This window comes from Alkalihalophilus pseudofirmus (genome assembly GCF_029094545.1).
GTDB classification, from domain to species: domain Bacteria; phylum Bacillota; class Bacilli; order Bacillales; family Bacillaceae_D; genus Alkalihalophilus; species Alkalihalophilus pseudofirmus.
The window spans coordinates 26481-49936 of sequence record NZ_CP117836.1; the positions used below are offsets into that span (position 1 = coordinate 26481).

21 protein-coding genes and 3 pseudogenes are annotated in these 23456 nt (G+C 33.8%); 19 read left to right on the plus strand and 5 right to left on the minus strand.

Going from position 1 to position 23456, the window contains the following annotated elements; genetic code table 11:
• Positions 1 to 216 precede the first annotated feature (216 nt).
• Positions 217 to 486, plus strand: coding sequence for a hypothetical protein (locus PQ478_RS21345; RefSeq protein ID WP_289237094.1), 270 nt, complete (start codon positions 217 to 219; stop codon positions 484 to 486).
• A 446-nt stretch (positions 487 to 932) separates the two neighbouring features.
• On the opposite strand, the gene PQ478_RS21350 is transcribed toward PQ478_RS21345, so the two are convergent.
• Positions 933 to 1343, minus strand: coding sequence for a GNAT family N-acetyltransferase (locus tag PQ478_RS21350; protein ID WP_289237095.1), 411 nt, complete (start codon positions 1341 to 1343; stop codon positions 933 to 935).
• Positions 1344 to 1523: 180 nt separating this feature from the next.
• Between PQ478_RS21350 and PQ478_RS21355 the strand changes: the two genes are divergently transcribed.
• The 8 genes and pseudogenes from PQ478_RS21355 (at position 1524) to PQ478_RS21390 (ending at position 8627) form a co-directional block, all read left to right on the plus strand.
• Positions 1524 to 1994, plus strand: coding sequence for an NUDIX domain-containing protein (locus tag PQ478_RS21355; protein ID WP_289237096.1), 471 nt, complete (start codon positions 1524 to 1526; stop codon positions 1992 to 1994).
• A 150-nt stretch (positions 1995 to 2144) separates the two neighbouring features.
• Positions 2145 to 2561, plus strand: coding sequence for a hypothetical protein (locus PQ478_RS21360; RefSeq protein ID WP_289237097.1), 417 nt, complete (start codon positions 2145 to 2147; stop codon positions 2559 to 2561).
• A 39-nt stretch (positions 2562 to 2600) separates the two neighbouring features.
• Positions 2601 to 2840 (plus strand): hypothetical protein, encoded by a 240-nt coding sequence (locus PQ478_RS21365; protein ID WP_289237098.1) that lies wholly within the window; start codon positions 2601 to 2603, stop codon positions 2838 to 2840.
• 352 nt (positions 2841 to 3192) lie between these two features.
• A pseudogene (locus PQ478_RS21370) lies at positions 3193 to 4541 on the plus strand (IS1182 family transposase).
• 672 nt (positions 4542 to 5213) lie between these two features.
• Positions 5214 to 5777 (plus strand): tyrosine-type recombinase/integrase, encoded by a 564-nt coding sequence (locus tag PQ478_RS21375; protein ID WP_012961217.1) that lies wholly within the window; start codon positions 5214 to 5216, stop codon positions 5775 to 5777.
• An 18-nt stretch (positions 5778 to 5795) separates the two neighbouring features.
• On the plus strand, positions 5796 to 7262 hold the full coding sequence (locus PQ478_RS21380; protein ID WP_012961218.1) for a potassium/proton antiporter: 1467 nt from the start codon (positions 5796 to 5798) through the stop codon (positions 7260 to 7262).
• Positions 7263 to 7571: 309 nt separating this feature from the next.
• The gene (locus tag PQ478_RS21385) at positions 7572 to 8216 is read left to right on the plus strand and encodes a phosphatase PAP2 family protein (protein ID WP_022629643.1); all 645 of its coding nucleotides are present in this window, start codon (positions 7572 to 7574) and stop codon (positions 8214 to 8216) included.
• A 42-nt stretch (positions 8217 to 8258) separates the two neighbouring features.
• Complete coding sequence (locus PQ478_RS21390; protein ID WP_022629642.1) at positions 8259 to 8627, plus strand: ComEA family DNA-binding protein; 369 nt, start codon at positions 8259 to 8261, stop codon at positions 8625 to 8627.
• 70 nt (positions 8628 to 8697) lie between these two features.
• Here the strand turns inward: PQ478_RS21390 and PQ478_RS22000 are convergent.
• Positions 8698 to 9651: pseudogene (locus PQ478_RS22000) on the minus strand (AI-2E family transporter).
• A 578-nt stretch (positions 9652 to 10229) separates the two neighbouring features.
• Here PQ478_RS22000 and PQ478_RS21400 point away from each other — a divergent pair.
• The 6 genes and pseudogenes from PQ478_RS21400 to PQ478_RS21425 all read left to right on the plus strand — a co-directional run.
• A complete protein-coding gene (locus tag PQ478_RS21400) occupies positions 10230 to 11186 on the plus strand; it encodes a calcium/sodium antiporter (protein WP_289237099.1) in 957 nt (318 codons plus the stop codon).
• A 203-nt stretch (positions 11187 to 11389) separates the two neighbouring features.
• Positions 11390 to 13012 (plus strand): Na/Pi cotransporter family protein, encoded by a 1623-nt coding sequence (locus tag PQ478_RS21405; RefSeq protein WP_289237100.1) that lies wholly within the window; start codon positions 11390 to 11392, stop codon positions 13010 to 13012.
• Between the two features lie 342 nt (positions 13013 to 13354).
• Entirely contained in the window at positions 13355 to 13804 is a 450-nt protein-coding gene (locus tag PQ478_RS21410) for a CBS domain-containing protein (protein ID WP_289237101.1), read from the plus strand.
• A 369-nt stretch (positions 13805 to 14173) separates the two neighbouring features.
• A complete protein-coding gene (locus tag PQ478_RS21415) occupies positions 14174 to 14302 on the plus strand; it encodes a hypothetical protein (RefSeq protein ID WP_012961226.1) in 129 nt (42 codons plus the stop codon).
• A 739-nt stretch (positions 14303 to 15041) separates the two neighbouring features.
• Positions 15042 to 15782: a sporulation protein YunB gene (gene yunB / locus PQ478_RS21420; RefSeq protein WP_022629626.1), complete on the plus strand. Its 741-nt coding sequence runs from the start codon at positions 15042 to 15044 to the stop codon at positions 15780 to 15782.
• A 394-nt stretch (positions 15783 to 16176) separates the two neighbouring features.
• Positions 16177 to 16342, plus strand: a pseudogene (locus PQ478_RS21425) (tyrosine-type recombinase/integrase); the annotation flags it as partial.
• A 288-nt stretch (positions 16343 to 16630) separates the two neighbouring features.
• Here the strand turns inward: PQ478_RS21425 and PQ478_RS21430 are convergent.
• The gene (locus PQ478_RS21430) at positions 16631 to 17011 is read right to left on the minus strand and encodes an STAS domain-containing protein (RefSeq protein ID WP_289237102.1); all 381 of its coding nucleotides are present in this window, start codon (positions 17009 to 17011) and stop codon (positions 16631 to 16633) included.
• A gap of 190 nt (positions 17012 to 17201) precedes the next feature.
• Entirely contained in the window at positions 17202 to 17486 is a 285-nt protein-coding gene (locus tag PQ478_RS21435; RefSeq protein ID WP_289237103.1) for a hypothetical protein, read from the minus strand.
• A gap of 439 nt (positions 17487 to 17925) precedes the next feature.
• Here PQ478_RS21435 and PQ478_RS21440 point away from each other — a divergent pair, with 439 nt between their 5' ends.
• The 3 genes from PQ478_RS21440 (at position 17926) to PQ478_RS21450 (ending at position 19987) form a co-directional block, all read left to right on the plus strand.
• Positions 17926 to 18081, plus strand: a complete 156-nt coding sequence (locus PQ478_RS21440; protein ID WP_022629624.1) for a hypothetical protein — start codon at positions 17926 to 17928, stop codon at positions 18079 to 18081.
• Positions 18082 to 18590: 509 nt separating this feature from the next.
• On the plus strand, positions 18591 to 19046 hold the full coding sequence (locus tag PQ478_RS21445; protein WP_289237104.1) for a hypothetical protein: 456 nt from the start codon (positions 18591 to 18593) through the stop codon (positions 19044 to 19046).
• A gap of 341 nt (positions 19047 to 19387) precedes the next feature.
• On the plus strand, positions 19388 to 19987 hold the full coding sequence (locus PQ478_RS21450; protein WP_289237105.1) for a BUD32 family EKC/KEOPS complex subunit: 600 nt from the start codon (positions 19388 to 19390) through the stop codon (positions 19985 to 19987).
• 256 nt (positions 19988 to 20243) lie between these two features.
• On the opposite strand, the gene PQ478_RS21455 is transcribed toward PQ478_RS21450, so the two are convergent.
• Positions 20244 to 22025 (minus strand): ABC transporter substrate-binding protein, encoded by a 1782-nt coding sequence (locus PQ478_RS21455; protein WP_289237106.1) that lies wholly within the window; start codon positions 22023 to 22025, stop codon positions 20244 to 20246.
• Positions 22026 to 22165: 140 nt separating this feature from the next.
• Between PQ478_RS21455 and PQ478_RS21460 the strand changes: the two genes are divergently transcribed.
• The gene (locus PQ478_RS21460) at positions 22166 to 23401 is read left to right on the plus strand and encodes an MFS transporter (protein WP_289237107.1); all 1236 of its coding nucleotides are present in this window, start codon (positions 22166 to 22168) and stop codon (positions 23399 to 23401) included.
• Positions 23402 to 23456 lie beyond the last annotated feature (55 nt).

A 23456-nucleotide genomic window follows, 5' to 3' on the forward strand; every position in this document is an offset into this window, starting at 1 on the left:
TGACCCCGATGAAGAGTTTCTCTATTTTTCAGGTGCAAAATTCTACAATTATATATAGAAGATTTTTGTGCTAGCTAGCTGATGTGCATAGTGAGGGTATGATTCATATAAAACAACTCCAATCGCTAAATTAAGTAAGTTATACTATAAAATTCTCTAAAAACCTCTATCTTGTAAATGAGTTAATTGAGCGCTTTTTTTAAAAGGAGAGATAAAGTGAAAGCAGAGTTAAGTATTAAAAGCCGTAATGAAAGTTTAAGCATTATTTTATATTTTTTATCAATTATTTCAGCTATATTGTCATTTTTAATAGAAAGTGGATCTTTTTTATTTGCTATGTTAGCTTTAGTACTTATTTCTACTTCTAAGGTAGAAGCATCAAGCAATAGGTTCTTAAAGTTTATAGGAATTCTTACATACATTCTTTATTTTTCGTGTGTTGGCTACCATGTGGTGATGTGGATTTATACTAACTTTATAACATGAGGTGATAAATAGAGTGTACTTTAGCGAGGGTCAGCTCTTGTCTTATTCAACGAATCAGGGGTGTTTAGTAAGGGGGAGATGAAATGAACGAAGAAAAAAGAAATGTGTATTTCTATTTGACTGTTGGAATATCGGGCTTCTTTTAATTGAATTAGCAGCCATGAGATATATTTCAGTTTCAATGACACGCTAGGACATAGCTTTGCTCTGTTTGGCTTTTTACTATAGTGATGTATTTTCGGTTTGGGGAAAAGAAGTTAGGGATTAGGAAAAGAGAATCTATAATTAGTAAAATCATCTTTGTTGTTGTATTTTTCATATTTTCCTTTTGGCTATATCTTTAATCAGGACGAAATAAAAAGCTTTATGACTACTTCAAGAAAAATTTAATTCTTCTTCGACTAACGGAGCAGGTTTAAAATGACTTAAAAGCCACTTCGCGGTTATTATTTTTTCCTAGAAATTTTAAATCCATTTTCAATTTTTTCGAACCCAATTTTAGGATAGTATTCCATCGTAATAGGGGAAGACAGAAGCAATAAGGCAACTTCTTCACCGATATGTTCTTGTACTAAACTCACCAGTTCTTTACCTATGCCTTTACTTTGATAATTTTTATTTACAGCTAAATCTGATAGGTAACAACAATAACAATAGTCGGTAATAGCCCTAGCAACACCAACGACTTGGTCATTATCCCATGCAGTAATCAAAACATTAGAATTTTTAATCATTCGTTGAAGTCTCTCCAAATCATTAAACGGTCTTTTAATGCCAGATGTTTTGAAAACATTTGAAAGTTCTTCCGCTTTAATTGTTTCATTTACTTTATAAGTAATCTGTGTAATTGTTTCCATATGTCTCCTCCTTACAATAGTTAAGTAATTCTATCATATTATTACTGCTTCTAAATGAAATTCTAGAACTTTTTAATAACTGCAAAAAGGTATCGATTGTCTTGTTGCGCTAACGGAGCAGGTTAATTGAACAATTATTTAATTGGTTGTTGTACTATAAAGGAAAATAGGTGGTGTGTAATGAACATTAGAAATTCGGCAAAAGCAATTATAGTGAATAGTGATAGAGATAAGGTATTACTTACAAAAAATAAAGATGAAGAAGGTTTCTTCTATCTTTGTCCCGGTGGTGGGCAAGAACATGGTGAAACACTTCTTGAAGCCTTAAAAAGAGAATGTATCGAAGAGGTTGGATTTCATATACAAATTGGAGAACTCCTGCACATTCGAGAGTATATAGGGAAGAACCATGAATACTCAACATTTGATTATGATGTTCACCAAGTTGAAAACTATTTTGTTTGTGAACTGAAAGAAAATAAAATTAACCAAATCGAGCCTATTAACCCTGATAGTCATCAAGTAGGAATAGAATGGGTACTAGTAAATGATTTGTTGGAATACAGACTTTATCCAAAAGAGATAAGAAAATATATTGTTAAACATTTTAATAAAGAAAAAGCTCCTGTTTATCTTGGAGATGTTAATTAAATCTTATTAAAGTAACGGTGTGCATTCCTTTAATAAGGAGTGCTTTTTCTTTGTTCAACAAAAGGAAATTAATGTTAAACTAACGGAGCAGGATAGTGCAAGAAGGATTGTTTTTATGGAGGAAGCTATTAACAAAAGGGTGGTTTAAAAATGAAGTTGAGAGTATTGTTTGGTATTTTACTTATTGTTATTTTTACGGCTTGTTCTTCAAAGACACAAACGGTTATTTCCGATGAAGTTATATTTTTTGGGGAAGGAGAATATTGGAAAGTTAGTTATATATACAATTCAGGATTGTATGAAGAGAAAAAGATAAATTGGGTTGAAATCGAAACTAAAGTTTTTGAGCTATCACAGGAAGAAATTGATAATATTGACATTGAATTTGAAGGTAGAGATGGTTTGATTACAGGTAATGTAGGAGATATGGAAACGAAAATTGAGGGTAATGTTATCTCTTTTTTAGTTGGTACTGTTAATTTTGTAACATATGAAGAAGATGAATATAAAATCACTATTAACTTCAAAGATAAACACGATGTTATAAAGTTGCAGATAAAACGTTGATATATCAACTAAAGGGTGCGTTAATTTAAGGTGGTTAACATGAAAAACATTCAAATCAAACAAAAAATGTTCGAACTTGAAATAGATGATAAAAGAAATACAAATCTTGCATCAATAATTTCTGAAATGCTTCTATATGAGCGTGATTATGAAAATGATGAAGTTCTTGTTCATCAAGTCTTAAACCTATCAAGAATAGGCGAAATGCCGACAAAATTTCTTGTAATATGCAATATAACAAGAGACATTAATAATTTGGGAGAGAAAATTTCTTACTAAAGAAACCAGTAAAAAAAAGTCCAAATTTAAGACGCAGAAGTTATGATTGCGGGTGCTTCCGAATATGTCAGCAGTCTTATTTATGGTTTTATAGTTTGTGAATAAATGTACTTAAGCTAACGGAGTGCTTTTGTTAAAGAACGTTTTCAGAAATGTATTTATTTTTTATAAAAGGAAGATAATTAATCAGTAATGAGTTTCAAAATCAATTGTACACCAAGTAAAAAGAGACAACCTTAAACGGTTATCTTCAGGCAGTTGAGAAAGTCTTCTCAACTGCCTATTTTTATACTTTAAACCAATTATCCAGATAGATATAATATATATAGAAAAAAGTGCTGAGGTGATGCCATTGTTACGTCCGATTCGCGGGAAACAAATTGAATTAGAAATGGTATCTATTGATCAGCTGGTTCCTGAAGGTCATCTATTACGGAAAATTGATGCGTCGATGGATTTTAATTTTATCTATGACCGGGTGAAGTCTTTTTATTCCCAAGATAATGGGCGTCCTCCCATTGACCCTGTCATACTATTCAAGATGATGCTCGTTGGATACCTTTTTGGTATTCGTTCTGAAAGACAGCTTGAGAAGGAAATTCAAACAAATGTAGCTTACCGTTGGTTCCTGGGTTTAAACTTAACGGATTCTGTTCCTCATCATTCTACTATTAGCTTTAATCGCCATAAACGCTTTAAAGGGAAGAAGATTTTTCAAGATATCTTCGATGAAGTTGTGCTATTGGCAATGGAACGCCGTATGGTTGGTGGTCGATTACTTTTTACAGACTCGACGCACTTAAAAGCGAATGCAAACAAGCGTAAATTTGTAAAAGAAACCGTTCAAGTAGACACTAGAGAATACATAGAGGAGTTAAATCAAGCGATCGAAGACGATCGCAAAGCTCATGGAAAAAAGCCATTACCCAAAAAGGAGAAGGAGGTGGTGGAAAAAGAGATTAAAGTGAGTACAACGGATAAAGATAGCGGATATATGTTTAGAGATGGAAAGCCTGAAGGGTTCTTCTATTTAGATCACCCTACGACCGACCACAAATACAATATTATTACAGATGTCTATGTGACTCCTGGCAATGTACATGACTCTCGCCCTTACTTGGAACGGTTAGATCGGCAATGTACTCGATTCGATTTTAAACTAGAGGCTGTTGGACTTGATGCAGGGTATTTAACCATGCCTATTTGTCATGGACTTGACCAAAGAGGAATTATGGGTGTCATTGCTCACGAAGATTTTCGACCGTAAAAGGATTACTACCTATATGGAAGTTTACGTTTGATCATAAAACAGACACTTACATTTGTCCTCGGTCACAAGTTTTAACCTACGCAACGACAAATCGTGAAGGTTATCGGTAATACCATTCCAACCCAAAGATCTGTAAAGATTGTCCGTTGCTTTCTCAATGTACAAAATCTAAAAACCATAAGAAGGTTATCACCCGTCATGTATGGGAGCATAAGAAAGAGAAGGTTCGAGAGAATCGCCTCTCACCCGAAGGAAAGACCTTTTACAAAATGAGAAAAGAAACAATAGAGCGAAGCTTTGCGGATTCAAAACAACTCCACGGGCTTCGCTACTGCCGGTTACGCAGCTTAGAGGGCGCGAGCGAACAAGCACTAATGACTGCTATTGCGCAGAACATAAAGAAGATCGCAAACCACCTCACTAGAGGGTGAGGTGGTTTGCCATCCTTTTTAGACGTTCACTTCTTTTATATTTTAGATGTCTGACTCAGTAAAAGAAACCCCGCTTTTTTAAAAAGTGGGGTTTCTCAACAATCTGAGCTCTCGTACGAGAGCTTTTATTTATTTTCTCGATCTAAAAGTTGTTGCATTGTGTGGATGAAAAAAAGCTAGGCATTTTCTTTTTAGGATTCTCTTTTGTTTCTTTTTTATTTCTATTTCCAGTTCAGGTGCTTCTTCTGTTTTAGGTTCACTAATAGGGGAAGTTCTTTCTTGGTAGTATGGGTATGAACAATTCTTTTACAATCTGATGTATGAAGCCTACTTTGGTCGTAATATTTCGTTCAAATAGACTTTACCCTATAGGACATAGTTTACTCTCCATTGGGGCAACTTCCTTATGTGCGCCAGAGTTTTAAAGTTCAAATTTGGTGACATTTGCAGGCTCGGTATTTTAAGGAAGATTGAAGATTGGTCGGTTATAGCACTTTGTATTGAACAAAGTTAGCATCGCTACCAGTACATTTTGACTTCTTAGTTGATAGTTTTAAACGAAATAGGTTAAGAAGTTATGAATCCAATGCTTTCTAATCTTTTGACAGTTTAAAGTTACTTATTATATGATATAATCGATGTTAAGTAACATTTTAGAAAGGAGAAAATTTATTGGAATATGTTGACCCCATAAAAGATATCGAAAAGATAAATGAAATAAAAAAGAAATTAGAAGATAAATCAGATAGAGACCTACTTCTCTTTGTACTTGGGATTAATACAGGAATAAGAGTAAGCGATTTACTAAAACTCAAAGTAGGAGATGTATGGGATGAAGGAAACCCCAAAGAATTTCTTTGTATTTTGGATGATAAAAATTTTGAAAGGAAAGCTTATTATCTAAATACAAAAGTGAAAATAGCATTAAACAATTACTTATTTAATCTAGAATATCAACTCGATGATTTTCTGTTTAGATCTAAAAAGCAAAACCAGCCGATCACACGTCAGCAAGCTTATCGAATTATTAATAATGCTGCTAAGGAAGTAGGAATCTCAGGAAACATTGGAACTCACACTCTTAGAAAAACGTTTGGTTATCATGCATATCGAAAAGGAATTGCGATTTCCTTATTAAAGTCGATTTATAATCATACTACTCCAGCTGAAACGCTACGCTATATTGGTATAGATAAAAATGAAGAACATCATATTAAAATAGATGTGAATTTATAAAAGAAAGGAGTCTCTATTTTGTTTGATCAGTCTTATAACGATTATTTTATTCTATTAAGTGCTCTCCTTTTAATCATAGGGGTTCTAACAACAAAATTCTCATCACGTGTGGGCGTACCAGCTCTTATTCTTTTTATTCTTGTAGGAATGCTTACAGGTAGTGACGGTTTAGGTCTTATTCATTTTGATAATCCTCAATTGGCCCAATTGATCGGTATATTTGCCTTAATTATCATTCTTTTTGAAGGTGGACTACAGACAAAATGGTCAACGGTGAAATCCGTGACCAAACCCGCACTTTCTCTTGCTACATTAGGTGTGATTTTAACAACAGTTATAGTTGCGTTAGCTGCAAAATTAATATTAGGGGTTTCGTGGCTTGAAGGATTTTTGTTTGGTGCAATTGTCGGTTCGACAGATGCAGCGGCGGTTTTTGCTGTTTTGAAAGGTCAAAATATTCGGGCAAGGTTAGGTGCGACACTTGAAGCTGAATCAGGATCCAACGATCCTATGGCAATGTTTCTGACAATTTTCTTCATTGAATTAATCCTCACAGAAAGTCCATCGTATCTATTACTTGTTGGATCATTCTTTTGGCAAATGGGAATTGGTTTAATAGTAGGGATTCTCTTAGGAAGATTAGCGACTTTTGCTATTAACCAGATTAACCTAGATTCAAGTGGATTATATCCTGTATTCGCTCTTGCCTTTGCTTTATTAACCTATAGTCTAACGGATATTATTGGAGCGAGTGGATTATTGGCTGTATATGTTGCAGCATTGGTAATTGGTAACTCAGATTTGACGTATCGTCAATCAATCTTTAGGTTTAACGAAGGATTTGCTTGGATGGCGCAAATTTTAATGTTTACGATTTTAGGTCTTCTAGTATTCCCATCTCAATTAATCACGTTAGATGTCATAATCAAGGGCTTATTACTATCGATTACTTTGGTATTAATTGCACGACCGGTAGCCGTTTTTCTTTCCACAATGAAAATGGGTTATGATCTAAAAGAACGAATTTTCCTCTCTTGGGCTGGATTAAGAGGTGCCGTACCGATTGTTTTAGCAACGTTCCCGTTGCTCGCTGGTTTAGAGAATAGTCAATTGTTCTTTAATGTCGTCTTTTTCGTTGTATTAATTTCTGCCTTAGTTCAAGGTTCAACTATTGCCATTTTTGCAGAAAAACTTGGGCTTATTGGTCCAACTAAGATCGAACCTCCTCACTCTTTAGAACTTGTTTCAATTGGTAAAGCAAACGCCGAAATTCTTGAATTTGAAGTAAGCGAAGAATCGAACATTACAAATAAGCGACTAGCAGCCATAGACTTCCCAAAAGATGTCCTAATTAATGCAATTATTAGGACAGATGAACTCATTACGCCATATGGGGAAACAGAAATTAAGGTTGGAGATATTTTATACATTTTAGTTAGTAGAGAAAGTAAAAAAGAGTTAAAGAAAATGTTGCAGCAAAAATAAAATAATAGTTCTCCATTTCATCATGAAGTGGGGAACTATTAAATGTTAAGGTTTATTACCATCATTTCATGTAGAGCAGTATGATGATGTTTTTTTGGGCTTTCATAGATTAAAAGCACCATTAAATAAAGTCAGTATCTAACTCCCTAAACGCAGACGAGGATGCTTTCGTCCATACGTCCTTTTACTTTTTTTATGCATTTCCCTCGAAACGAATTCAGATTTAAACAGGGATTTCGCTCTGTTAAAAAGACAGTTGGTAACGTTATAATATAAATTTGCTCAGTTGTAGAGTAAGGGAGTGTTTTTATGTGGATAAAATATCGTTATTTGATTATTAACTTAATATGTTTAATCTCATTTATCACCATTGCAGAATTGGTTAGATGGGGACACACATTTAGTATTGATTTATTTATACGAGAACTAATTCAGGACGCGGGTTTATTTTTGGGTTTTATGAAAGTTATGACAGAGATAGGTTCCGGTGAATCTATTTTATTGTTAACAACTTTATTACTTGTATTGCTATGGCTGAAGAGTGAGAGTACGCTATTTTGGTTCTTTTCTTTCTTGTCAGTGGGGGGAGTCCTTCTAAACCTTGGACTCAAACTGTTTTATCAACGAGAGCGTCCAGGAGAAGAAAGGGAAATTGAAGTATTTGGAAGTTCCCTTGATCTAATTTCCTATAGCTTCCCGAGTGGGCACACAATGAGAAGTGTAATCCTTTTATTATTCGTTATTTATATTACAAAAAGTCTCACCAAGAGATGGATAGCAAAAGTGGTTATTATCATTTCAATTTTTTTAATCATTAGTATTCCTTTAAGTAGAGTCGTATTAGATGTTCATTATACTTCAGATATTGTTGCCGCTATTCTGATTTCAATAAGTTGGTTTTATGGTTGTTTATTTCTCTTTGAGAAAAAATTTCCCCCCATGAAACTTAGATGATAATCTAAATTTTAAAACTAATGAAGAATTAAGAAATTTGCTATGGATGTGATGGTTTTGAGATTGATAATGTTATGTATACCTTTAGTGATCTTATTTGGATGTAACAGTACAATTATAGGGGAGGTAGAGGGTAACGACAGCAACACCCAACACATAGATATTCCGTCAATATATAGAACAAATATTGAATCCACTGAAAATAAGCGTTGTAATAATAAGATCGATTTAAATAGTGCTAGTGCAGACGATTTAACAAACATTATTCATATTGATGAAAAAAAAGCTTTAGAATTAATTGAAAATAGACCGTATATTGTGGTTGATAGTATTGCTTTAGTAAGAGGTATTTATGGAGAAAAACTTAATGACATTAGAAGACAGGGACTCGCTTGTGTAGAAAGAGAATAATGAAAAATCAGTCATACATTATCTGTGACTGATTTTTTCATTTTTTTAACACGTGTTCTTTGATCCTTTTTTATATAGTGAATTTCCATTTTATTATTCCTGCTTCTCTAGTTGATTTAAAGTAATTACAAGTAATGGCCCCAAAATTAGTCCGATTGCTCCAAATAGGACTAATCCAAGGTAAAGTGCTATTAAGGTTGCTAATGGAGATAATCCAATCTGATTTCCCATTATCTTTGGTTCAACTGTTCGTCGAATAACAAGTAAAACAACGGCTAAGATAGTAAGCTTTATTGCTAATTCAGTATCGCCAATTATAAATTGATAGAATGCCCATGGTCCTAATATAATAATTGATCCTATTAGAGGTACTAGATCAATAAACCAAATAACGAGTGCCATAATTAGAGCGATATCAGGGTAAATAAATAATAATCCTATATAAGACAAGATAAAGATTGGAATACTGACAATGAATTGTGCCTTAAAAAAGCCAATAAGAACCTTCCTTAAGCGTGAAAGCATATAAGTTTAAAACTAAAAATAGAGCTATTAAATAAACTAAGAGTGAAACTAAGTAACTGGGAATCCCTACAATGAAATTGGAAACACCACCAATAAAGTCAATATTACTTAAGTGGATTCGCGTAGATTCTAATGTATTAATAACATGGAAGTTTATTTCATTAACAAAGTCAGGCGGCAAATCTTCAAATTTACGTTCAAAGTCATATTGAATGACGACCCACGCATTCGTGACATGGTTTAAATAAGTTGGAGCATTTTGTACGAATTCATTAATATGTATAAAAATTTTTGTTATTACTAAAACTCCAATTAAACTTATTAAGGTTAGAAATGAAGTAAAGATAATGACTACGGCTACATCGTGTTTTATCCTTCTCTTTTCTAATAGTCTCACAATAGGAGATAGTAAAACTGCAGATAACCAAGCAAAAACAAGTGGCAAAGCCAATGGAAGGACAAAATATCCAATAATAGAACAAATAACAAGGACTAACAGAAATTTATGTTTAATTAACCACTCTTTCAAGAAAGTATACCTCTCATCAAAGTATTTTTTAAATGAAAATGCTTCTCTAATTTTATCATACTAAACATAACGCTTATAAAGGATAAAGGTGCTTATAGATAAATCGTATTAGTTTCATGTACTTTAGTGGCTACTATTAAAAGTTGTATTTCAATCATTAACCTTAGTCGTGAAGCTATCCTACTGTTTATCTACTGGGTTAATCAACTTTTTGTTACTTTAGCTCAAACGTTAATACATGGATGAAAGACGCTATATTTGCTTAAAAACTAGGACTTGCCGAATAAAACTTCAGCCGATATACACTAGAGTTTATATTGGAAAGCCAGATACTGAGTGAAATAATTGAATATGAAAATGTGGGGTATTATGAATTGTTAATAAAAGGCTGTTTTCGTATCTAACAGGTTCATTTATATTACAAGTCATCCTGCTCTTTTATTTCTTTTGCAGCAAAGGTAAATGGAGATATATAATCTCTAGAAACCTCACTGTAAAAATACTCAAAATAAATTTTAGGAAAAACCCTTAGAAGAGAGGTAGGTAGAATGTCATATGTTTTATTATTGATTGGCTTTATGCTACTTATAAAAGGTGCTGATTTTTTTGTGCATGGTGCATCGAGTATGGCGAGAGCTTTACATGTTTCACCTTTACTCATTGGCCTTACCATTGTTGCATTTGGTACTAGTTCTCCCGAGGCAACGGTTAGTATTGTCGCGGCTCTTCAGGAAAATGCGGGCGTTGCAATAGGAAATGTGGTTGGTAGTAATATATTTAACATTACTTTTGTAGTGGGGATAGCTGCGTTTCTTACTCCGCTTAAAGTAGAAAGTGAAACAATAAGAAAAGAAATTCCTTTCACCTTACTAGCAAGTATTTCCTTATTAATCCTAATTAGCGATGTAACTCTTCAAACCGTAAGTCAAAATCTTATAACTAGAAGTGATGGCTTAATATTTTTATTGTTTTTCGCTATTTTTTTATATTATATCTTTGAGGTAGCAAGAAATAGTCGTGAAAAGGGGAAACAAGATAACACAGAATCAAAAATAGTATCATGGAAGAAAAACATTGTATTAACCATCGGTGGACTTGCAGCAATTATATTTGGTGGTGACCTTGTAGTTAATAACGCGACAACCATTGCGTATTCATTTGGGATGAGTGAAACATTGGTTGGTTTAACAATTGTAGCGATCGGTACTTCTTTGCCAGAACTAATCACATCTATTACAGCTGCTCTTAAAAATGAAAGTGAAATTGCGTTAGGAAACATTGTAGGAAGTAATATCTTTAATATCTTATTCGTACTTGGAGCAGCCTCGGTCATTTCCCCGCTAGCTGTAGAAAGTAAAATATATATAGATGTTATCCTTATGATTGTTTTAACTGGAGTTTTACTTGTTTTCTCAAGAACAAACTTTAAAATAGGTAAGATAGAAGGAATTGTTCTTGTTCTAGCATATGTTTTATATATGACCTATATTTTTATTAGAAATTAAAAAAGGCTCTTATCATAATATATATTCAGCTAATAAAGAGTAAAATAACGCTTAAAAAGGCTCAAAATCAAAACTGTTTGAGCTTGAGTTCTAATCCATTTACGAAATCTTTACAAAACCTTTACGTTACAACTATTTACAATAGTTAAAAACATCTATACCCTTGATAGGAAATGTCGAATTTTATTAAAGGGATGATGAATATGGATTTGCAAGCACTTCTTTTTATGTTTTTTGGAGGACTTGGCATCTTTTTATTTGGGATTAAATACTTAGGGGATGGTCTTCAAAAGGTTGCAGGTGATGGACTGAGAGATCTACTTGACCGTTTTACAACCAACCCGATAATGGGTGTGCTTGCCGGGATTTTTGTAACCATTTTACTTCAAACCAGTACAGGAACAACGGTGTTGACAATTGGGTTAGTAAACGCCGGATTCATGACATTAAAGCAAGCAATTGGTGTTATTATTGGGGCTAATATAGGTACAACTGTAACAGCCTTTATAATTGGTATTAAAATTTCAACATATGCATTGCCCATTATGGCAGTAGGGACTTTTTTCATTTTCTTCTTTAAAAACCATAAGATTAACAACTATGGACAAGTTATATTTGGATTTGGTTCTTTGTTTTTAGGTCTTAATTTAATGGGAGATGGTCTTAAACCACTTCGGGATGTACAGGCATTTGCAGATTTAACAGTGAGCATGAGTGAAAATCCGCTATTAGGTGTTCTTATTGGTACACTATTTACGGTTGCTGTTCAAAGTTCATCAGCTGCGATCGGGTTACTTCAAACTTTATTTGGTCAAGGATTAATGGATTTGGATGCAGCATTACCAGTTCTTTTTGGAGATAATATAGGTACCACAATTACAGCAGTATTAGCATCAATTGGTGCTTCTATTGCAGCAAGGCGTGCGGCTTTAACACATGTTATTTTTAACCTTGTTGGGACAACTATTGTATTAATCGTTTTAAGACCCTTTACAACTCTAATAGAATACATTCGTGATAGTTTGGGGTTAAACCCAGAAATGACCATTGCGTTTGCGCATGGGATTTTCAATGTATCAAATGCAATTATTCAATTACCATTCATAGCAGTGCTTGCTTGGATTGTGGTCAAGTTAATTCCAGGTCAAGATACGGCAATTCCATATAAGGCCGTCCATTTAGATGAAAAATTCATTAGAAAATCTCCTGCTATAGCACTTGGTCAAGGAAAAAAGGAAGTAATGCGTATGGCAGATTTAACAGAAAAGGGAATTCAAGAAGTTAGTCTATATTTTAAAACACAAGGGAAGAAACACAGAGAACTTGTTCCACAGTACGAAAATGCAATTAATAACTTGGATAATAAAATTACTGATTATCTTGTACAGGTTTCTTCTCATTCTTTATCCGGTCAAGATTCAAAGGTGCACCATACTCTTATGAATACGGTTAGAGACCTTGAGCGTATTGGAGACCATATGGAAAATATTATGGAGCTTGTTGAGTATCAAATTACGAATAAGGTAACGTTCTCTGAATCGGCAATTGCAGATTTAGATGAAATGTTTGAATTGACTGTTTCTACACTCAGACAAGCAATAAAAGCTCTGGACTTAGATGAAATTGAAGAAGCTAGATCTGTTCTTGAAAAAGAAGAGAAGATTGATAAAATGGAGAGAGATCTTCGAAAGAAACATATTATTCGTGTAAATGAAAACAAATGTACGGGGACAGCTGGAATTGTTTATGTAGATATTGTTAGTAATTTAGAGCGTGTAGGAGATCATGCTGTTAATATTGCCGAAGAAGTTATAGGAGAATACTAGTTAACGGAAAAGCGACTTATTTAGTCGCTTATTTGATTATCCAATAAAACAATTTTAACCATTCTCTATATAAATATACTTATCTTAATATACAAGTTAAGTACAGAAAAAATCTGTCAAAAAGGATGAAAAAGATGATACCAAAGGGACTACTGATCATTTCTATAGGTGCAATTGTTGCCTTAATAAGGTTTTTTGCATTGGGTTATTATCAATTCACTGGTATACAAATGTTTTCCGAAGCGGTTATGTATAAGACATTCGTAATAAAGGTTATCTTGTTTACCTTTGGATTTGTTATCTTCTATATTGAAAGAAGGAACAAAAAGGGGAGTGTTTCGAATGTCGCCAGTAGCTAAGTGTTATCGAAAGCTTACAAAAGAACCTATTACGGCACACTCGAAAGAATTAATAGTGGACGTTCAAAATAAACTGATAAATAAAGATCCTATACACCGTTCTGTATATGTGTTAGATAAACAGAAAAAATTAATTGGGATTATCACACTTAATGAATTAATGAAAATAATTGCTGTACGAAAAGGAATTACTACCCCTAAAGCAATGTCTATAAATAGGTTATTTACTTTTATTTCAGAAGATACAAAGGCAGAAGACATAATGTGTTCACCCATTTCTGTTAAACTAACGGACACATTAGAGGAAGCGTTTGAATTAATGCTGATACATGATCTTCAAGAACTTCCTGTAGTGGATGAGGCAAATTCCGTAATTGGTGACTTAAACGTATTCGAATTATTACGAGAAATAAATGATAAGATACTAAAATAGGTGAATTCATGATACATAAACTATTAATGGTCCTTGTATTATTACTTACTTTTTTCTTGAAATCTTATATTCACATTGATAATGTGTCTATTGACGAAGGGTATGAAAAATTTCATTCGGATGATTTGAAGTCATTAGTTATTGTTGGTGGCTTAAGTTCGTCTACTTTCTTACTATCTGTACAAGCAGCGGTCTTATGGATAACTTATTCATTAAGTAGGAACCAATATTCAAAGTTTATTATGGAGTTCTTACGTTCATCTGTACCTCTAATAAAGATTAAGCTTAATCTTTTAACAATTAAGTTTCAAAGTACATTTTTCTCTTTTTTTGTTTTGAATAATTAAAAAATTAGAGGAGATGATATTAGTGTCGAAAAAGAAAACGACGAAGAGTGGATTAACTGAGCCATTGATAGGTTTAGTGGTAGGGATTTTTATGATGATCGTTGCATTTTTGGTTGCCTATTACGTTTTTGATTTAGTACCTTTTTCATAAAAAAGAAATGTCCTTACGTTCAGTAAGGGCTTTTTTAGTTCGCCCAGCATGTGCGAACTCTAACGGGTGAAAGTCAGGAGTGCAAAGAGGTAGCTGTAAGCATATAGCAGAAAACAAGGGTGTCCATGGCGACATGGAATCTGAAGGAAGCTCGAGGCAAATCTCCGGTCTGACAAACAGAAAGCATATAAGAAGCAACGTATAAAGACAAGGTTGTCAAAGAAGTTAAAATCCGATAGCTACAACAATCATAAGGTGTATATGTGGCAGATAGATGGAGGGGAAAGTTCGCACTTTAACTGGGGAGGCCTCACTGGTCTACACCAAAACCTTGTAGTGATACAATACAAGACTGGATCGTGAGAAGTCAGCAGAAGCCGTAGTAGTAAAGATTTCTAATGAAAATTAGAAGGAGGGAAGGGCTGAACAATTTCAACGTTATAAAATCTCGGTTGGAAGCGGAAATAGATCACTGGCATCGAGCGGAAAGATAGAGGATAGATACCGACTTTACGAGACAGGTGCCGCTGGTGTCGATGGAATGATAGTGCAGGAAACTAGGAGCTTATTGGCCATTATTGACTTGACATTAAGATAGTAAATACTAAAAAGTGGTTTGAGCTTAACACTATAATTTCTAAGGTTAACTTGAGGGAGTTTTGTTTTTCAGGCTCGCACATAGTTTACGGTCAAGTTCTCTCTCAGGTGACATATAAATGTACTGAAGGGAGAGTTCAGCATGAGAGCTATGAGAAGATTCAGACCTCGAAGAACAGGCCTGTTCCCATTTCGTTATGTTCTGTTACTTTCTTTTGTTATTTTTATTGCTTTAACTTTACAAGGTTTATGGATCATCGAAAAGGGGATTCGTCCAACTTTGATGGAAATCGCGAGAACTGAGGCAAGGGTCATTGCAACTAAAGCAATTAATGATGCCGTCTCAAAGAAAATTGTGTCTGATCTCCATCAGGATAAGTTATTTATTACAAACTCTGAAAATAAGATCCAATTTAATACCCAAGTTTATAATAAGGTAGTATCGGAAGCGACCAACCGTGTACAAAGACATTTGAAAGCGATAGAGGAGGGTAGGGTGTTTGACGTAGAAATTGAATTGGAAGACGCTGAAGCGATTAGTACATCAGACGGAGGTATTATTTATGTCATTCCTTTAGGTCAAGCAACTAATAATGCATTGTTAGCTCATTTAGGTCCAAAGATACCTGTTAGATTCTCTGCAATTGGAGACGTTAAGACAGATCTTAATTATGGTGTAATAAATACGGGAATAAACAACACCACACTGTCGGTAAATTTTGATGTTATAGTAGATGCTAAAATAGTAATCCCTTTTGCGACTCAAACCGAAGCCGTTAAAACAACGGTTCCTATAGGGTTAATAACTATACAAGGAGAAGTACCCGAATACTATTCAGAAGGTGGGGGGATGATTTTGCCAGCAGGTTCTAGTGGGAATTAGTTTATATATATCTACTTTTTCACTGCTTGTATGGGATATAAATACTATCGTAAGTATGATAAGTTTAAATTAAATGAGGAGGGTTGCGTAATAAAATGAAAATGAATCTAATTTTTATAGGCTTAATGATTGTAGTGTTAACTATTTCTATTATTGGTGTATATATAACAACAAGTACTCCAAGTATAGAAGATTTTAAGGAACATTTGGTGTCATGGTACAAATAATTATAGGGTTATTTAGACAAAGAATGAGACAACCATTAATGGTTGTCTCAGAGTGTTGAGAAGCCTTATTTTTAAAAAGGTTGGCATATATCTACCGCTATTAGAGGCTGTTTTGTATGGGCATGTATGTCTCTAAAATGTTTTATAACGTGTATGTTTACAGCCCTTTATATACCGATTATCAGTTCATGAATATGGGGAAGGTTTAAAGCATGATTAAATATAGACTCCTATTTGGGGCATCCCTTAAAATATCAAAGTGTGTTAGGCTTGATAAGGAGATTGGCAAAACCAACAGGGATTACTTTCACTGCCCATATGTTACGTCATACGAGGATGCTAGATGAAAATATCTGCGATTCAAAATAAATATGAAGAGATTCTTCATTCTGAAGAGGAAGATGATATGAGGTCCTTGCTGTTAGGCAAATTAATGACCAATATGGAGATCTTTTATCATATACCGATTTTTTGCGATGAAGGATGGGAAAAGAAAAACCAAACAGTTCTAGCTTTATTTCGGAAAATTTCATCGACTCGCAACCTCTATAAAAGCGTTCTCCACTTTAGGGAAGGGGAGAACGCTTTTAAATGTATTCTTGCATACTATTTAGCTGGTTATCAGGTTTCCTGTAGTAATCCGTATCCTATATTTGCAAGCGCCTGCTTTAACGTGGCGCAGGTAACAAGCCTTTCCAGTTTTATGTCTAACTGCACACTAGTTTGGGCGATGGCCGGACTAATCCCTGTGATGATGGTTTTTACGCCTAATAACGATAGACCATCCGCTAATTTAAAAATATGATTTGCCACCATCGTATCCCCAAAACTAACTCCGGATAAATCCAAAATCAGTTTGGATATTTCTAATTCTGTGGCACGCTGCATGGTTTGATTGATAATCATCTGAGCTCGATTTGTATCGATATCACCCACGAGTGGAAGGAGGGCGACACCATCAAATACAGGAACATTCGGAACAGATAGTTCATCTAAAGCCATAGTGAAGACCTCAGATATTTTCCGATAATTTTCTACATACGATTGACTGAACCCGTAAACCGCTTGATCTAATAAAGGATCAAGGGATTTTGCGATTGTGAAAATTTGACCTGCGGACAACTGCTTTGTTTTTGTCTGATCCTCAATAAATGACCATATAGCCGTCCGAAAGAAATGAGTTCCTTATTCCTTATAAGACTTGTTCAAGGGAACGTCCATGTTTGATCGCTACTTCTCCTACCTGTTTCCCCCATTGTATGATGTTGATTTTGAACTTGTCATCTTGTGTTTTTAATCCTTCTCCCAATAGTTTGACAAAGTCGGCAGAAGTGTTTATCGCTTCTGTTTGTTGTTCCGCGGCTCTTTCTGTATACTCAGGATCTTCTAGAGACCGAAGGTGTAAAGCGTGTTCTGCAATACTAGAAGCTTGGAGAATGATTTGATCGGCTAATTCAAATAATGATTGTGTATTCATGATGCCCACCCGCAACTTATTTACCCTAAGTGAATTTTATCACTGAATATCATATTTTTATCTATTTTCTTTTTTTGAGATTTTTTATTGTCCAATGCAGCAGAGACGGTTTATTGATTTAAGTTTAAATGTTCTCAGCATTAAACTGGTAGCGCTACCAAGCTTCAGAGGACTTAAACCTTTTAATAATCAGCTTTTTCAATTAAGGTTTCTTTTTCATCATCGAAAAAAGCGGAGAGTCCAATGTTGACGGTCAAGTTATGGAGAGCTGCCATATAAATATGGGGTTTGTTCAATCTCAGTACGTACTCTTTCGGCTACTTCTTTTCCTTCTTCCAAAGGGGTAGCTTGCATAATAACGGCAAATTCTCCTCCTCCCCAACCTCACATGGGCATTAGATTCACGAACATGGTTCTTGATCACCTGAGCTGGGGGTAAATGTTAGCTTTTCAAGTGGTGGAGCAAGTTGGGCACCGTTTACTAGCACTAGAACTATTTGTTGTTGCGTACTTTTTTGTCGTTTGCACTGGGAACTTTACTCCAAGTAGTGTTCTTAATATTGTTTTTCGGTTCGTTTTTATCGGAAATGAATAATATTGTTGGGTTTTTTACTTGTCTTTTTGGGGGTTATTACTTTAATAGCTGGTATATATTCAGTTAAAGTTGGTCATGTACATTCTGTTACCTAACTATTTTATCTGTCTTGATTGTCTCGTAGCTATTATAATATTGCTTTTTTCAATCTTCGCATATTTCTCAGTTGAAGGTGATGGATTTGGTCCTTTGTTTTTTCAAAATTAAATATTTTGGAACTAACGACAGGGATTAATTTACTGAAGTAACGGGTGCGTTTCTTTAATTAGAAACGCTTTTTTCGTGACGAATAGTGATAAAACATTTAATGTGAAATACGGGAGTTCAAGCAAGGAACATTTTAATTTGAATAAATAAATAAATAAAGTAACCGAGCTACGAACGAAAGTAAAATAATGGAATAATAATAAAATTATACAAGGTATATGGGAATTAACAATTAATGAAAAAGAAAAAGCGGTAACTACTGAATTAGATGATGCTATAATTTGGAAGTGTGGAGGGGAAGTATGAATAAAAAATTAATTATTTTATTTATGATTTTATTAATAGTTATTGTTGGGTGTAGTAATAAATCAGAAATCAGAATTGAGGATATTGAAAAAATACAATTAGAGTTAGTGGAAATCCAAAATATGGATGATGGAACTGAATATCACATTAAACTTTTAAACGAAAGTGACTATGTAATTAAACAAAATATTGTTCACTTCGAATATCCAATTAAATTAGATAACGGGATAAAAGAAAATAAATACAAGATTGAAGCAACCAATAACAGACTTAATATACAGCCTGACGAAGAGGTAATGCTTTATGTATTTGCCCCTTTTGAGGGAATGTCTGAAAATCAAACATTAGCTTTGGATGATCCAAGTGTTATGTTAAAGGGTTACTTAGAAGAGGTAAATGAAGAGTATATGTTTTCTATAGGGAGAATTTTAACTTTAAATCACTCAGAGTGAAATATCTTTAATATGGGAGCATTATAAAACCATGTTACTGTTCTTTCTTATACTAAAGAGGCGGTACTTAATAAAGGACTTTCTCTTGTTGAAGTAACGTAGCAGTTTTGTTGAAGATGAATTGAAGGGAGATGGTTAGATGGCAAAATGTACAAAATGTAATTATAAATGGAAAGCCAAAGAGATTTGGTCACTCGGATTTTCAAAAAAGGGGAAAGACTGTTCAAACTGTGGGCATAAACAATATATTTCGGCAGAGACGCAACGGATATTTACATTAGGATATCTAAGTCTGATATTTGTTCCAATCCTTCCCTTCTTCATCAAATTAAGCGATAAAGATGAACCGTTATGGTAGTCATTCTTCAATTAACGGGTGCATACCTTCAACAAGGGATGCTTTTTTCTTTATCAACAAAAAGGAAATTAATGTTAAACTAAAGGGCAGGTTTGTGGAAGAAGGAGAGAACCCAATGATTTTAGGTAATCCAATAGCAAGAGGTAATACTGCAAAGATTTATCTTTCCGATAACAAAATAGTTAAAATTTTTAATGATCATTTGCCAGATACTGAATCAATAAAAGAAGCTAATAAACAAAGTTATGCCTATTCATGTGGACTTCCTGTACCTAAGATTTTAGAAGTTACGAAGATAAACGGAGAACAAGCAATCATAATGGAATATTTTAAGGGAGAAACATTAGGAGATTTAATGTTCAAAAATAAAGAACAAGCTGAATATTACATGAATGTTTCAATTGATATGCAACTTAAAGTTCATAACATTATTCCAGAAGGAATCGAATCAATGTACGATAAATTGTACAGTCAGATTGAAACGGTGAATAATTTAGATAAAAGACAAAAATCTTACATATTAAATAAATTGGGGTCATTATCATACGAATTAATGTCTGTTATTTACATTTCGTTGATTTAAGTGCTTATTATGGCAAATTATAGATAGGAGCCATTGAATATTAAAGGACATTATATATTTATACACGTGAAAGTAATGTCCTTTAATTAGTATTATTTTTTGAGATTTAGATCTTGTTAATCGGTGAATATACTTGTTTTACCTACCCTTATTAAACAATAAACTTATTACTAAAACTGAATTTTTGATCTTAATCTAAGCGCTCACCGGTACGATGATTCCCCTTGATTAGGGAACGTTTATCACAGTTATTTTATTACGATTTAAACCATAACTTTTTATAATTTAATCGATTATATTGATTGATTTCGATACCTTGTAATTTTTCATCTGCTTCGACATTTATATGTACTTTCCGTTGATAGAGTAAAATCACATAATAATTATCTAGTAGAAAGCACTCAATATTTCTTAGGTTTTCATAAGTTGAATTTATATTGGGACTTTGTTCTACTGTTGATATTAACGCATCCAATTGTACTTTTGCATAGGTAGGTAATGTGTTGCTGATAAAACTCTTTTTTGAAGTAAGTGTGTTTAACATGGATACTAAAGGGTTCTCTCCCAACGCTACTCCGGTGATGATTAAATCTGTATTCTTAAGATGCTCATCTTTTTTCAAATCATGGATATCGATAACTTTTGTTTTTAATCGAATTCCAAACTCTTTAAAGTAAGTTCTTAAAGCCTCTAATTCATATCCGAAATACGCCTCGTGTTCTAAACAAGTTGATGATAAAGTTATAGTCGCCCCGTTATACCCATTTCTTCTAAACCATTCTTTTGCTTTTTCTATATCTGGGATTTGCCTTAATGGACCTAAATCTTTATCAAAAAAACTATCAGGAAACCAAACCTGGTGGTGAGGGTGCTCTTGAAACAAATCAATCCGATTAATAGCTAATGATAACATTTTACTGAATTCTGGATGAGTATGAATGCCCTCTTTGTTGTGATTGATAACCAAATATACTCCTCCCATTTCAGGGCGGAACCAATCGAGTTTATTAACTTTTGTAGATTGTTTATCAACAATTCGGAAGTGTACTTGTCTACGAGAAGCAGTATATGGCTTTGGAATGGTATAGAGAACTACTTTATCTAAAGCGGGTCGGTAGCCAAAATATTGTGAAAATGACTCTAACACCAAATGGCCTTTTTCGTGAATAGTTATTTGATAAGGACCGCTGCCGATAGGATGAGTTCTAAATGTTTTTTTGTCCTTTTTATATCGATTTACTGGAATAATCATGGACTTACTATCTGTAAATATATGAGGAAATAACATATTAGGTTTATTAAGAAAAAGAGTAATGATTGTCGATGTAGGTGTTTCCATGTCTACTATTTCCTCAATCATCCTTCGTTTCCAATCTGGAATATCTTCGGTTTTCCAAAGAAGGATATTTTCAACGATTGTATTAGAGGTTAGTGGACTACCGTCATGAAAAAATATATTTTTCCTTAAATAGAAGCGCCATACTCTTCCATTTTCTAAAGGTTCCCAATGATGAGCTAACTCGGCGTGAAAGGTATAGTGATGATTATCAAAGTAGATCAGACGATTATATATATGTTCAGCAAGGTGGCCTTCATGCCGAGTAGTAATTTGACTAGGAACAAGGCTACGGATGGGGCGGTAATAAGGATAACTTAACACATCCATTCCACCTTGATTTCGGTATGATGGTGTCCACTGGAGTTCGCCTTCTAACCAATTGATGAATGAAGTCTCTAACCCAGTTTGACTTTCCATCCATCTGATAGCACGGTTTATATCTCCATCTTGAATCCATTTTTGTACTTTTTGTTCTTCAATTTCAGTTGGCTTCACTAAGCAGGTGAGTTTAGAGGGTTTCCCTCTCCCGACACTGGGCTCCCAATTGATCCAATTTTTATTGATCATTTGTTTTAAGACTGATTTTGCATGACGGTCCGAACAGCATAACTCCCTGGCTATATCAGATATAAAAACATCATTAGTATTTTCTCTTCCCCACAATGTATATAGGGTGGAGTAATGATTTTCTAATTTCATCCTCTTTTATTCTCTCCTTTCTAAAAGGTGAAGTAAATTAAAATAATTTTACGTTCTTTTTCTTCCTGCTTTATCTTTGTAACATATACTTATGCAATAATCTACTACAGTTAATGAAGTCTAAAGTGGGGTGAAATTAAATGGAAGCTTCTAAAATTCATACCGAGAACGACCAACAACGAAATATATCGCTTTGGAAAAACAGTAACTTCCTTTTACTTTGGGGAGCAAATGTTACTTCCTTGTTTGGTTTACAAGTCTATATGATCGTTATGCCATTGATAATATATGATTTATCAAAAAGTGCTTTAGCGATGAGTACGATGAGGATGATTGAAATATTACCAAATATTTTGCTTGGAATAGTCGCTGGTGTCATTGTAGATAGATTGAGTAGGAAAAAGATAATGACAGTAACGGTTGTGTTTCAATGGCTGTCAATAGCAGGTATTCTATTATTGCTATTATTTCAAGGAATACAACTTTGGTCTTTATTTCTACTAGGATTTATTTTTTCTAGTTCTGGTTATTTTTTTTTGAACGCTTATCATTCTTCTATCCCCCAATTAATATCAAAGGAACAATTAACTGATGCTAATGCAAAGTTTAGTTTTGTGGATACAATGATTCGCATGATTGGTCCAGGAATTGTAGGTTTTGTTTTAGCAGCAACATCCTTCCAAAAAACTGTATCTATACAATTAATCTGTATCTCTGCCATGTTTGTTTTAATTCGATTAATTAAGGTTCCACTTGTCGATCAAAAGGGTAAACAAAATTCATTTTGGATTGATGTTAAAGAAGGGATTATGGAGTTAATTGGAAATAAAGTCCTGTTAACACCAACAGTTGCTATCTTATTAATTAACCTTTCATCGAGTATCATAATAGGAATTCTACTTTTCTTTGCGGTTGATATAATCGGTGTTTCTGAATCGGAAGTAGGGTTAATGTTAAGCTTGGGGGCAATTGGCGGATTATTTGGCGCTCTATTACTAAAGAAATTAGTAAGGCATTTCCCCAGAGGGAAAATATTTACTTATGTTTTAGTTTTTGAATTCATTGGATACGGAATACTTGTATTTGCTAATTCATGGTTAGTTATTGGTATGGCTCTAGCAATTAGAACTTTTGCTGTTACCATTGTAAATATTATCTACTTAGCGTTTCGGCAAGAGTTTACTCCAAACCATTTATTAGGTAGGGTTGCGGGAACCACATCTATGCTAATGAAACTAGCTATGCCTGTAGGTTTTTTATTTGCGGGTTTATGGGCTGAATGGCTTCCTGTGAGACATCTTTTTGTTTTAACTACAATTATAGTAAGCTTAATTTTTATTTCTCTATTTAGAACAAGGTTTTATAACATAGCATAAAAAGAAGCATGGTGAAGGAAGTACTTTTAAATTCTACAGAGAGATGAGGGGATTA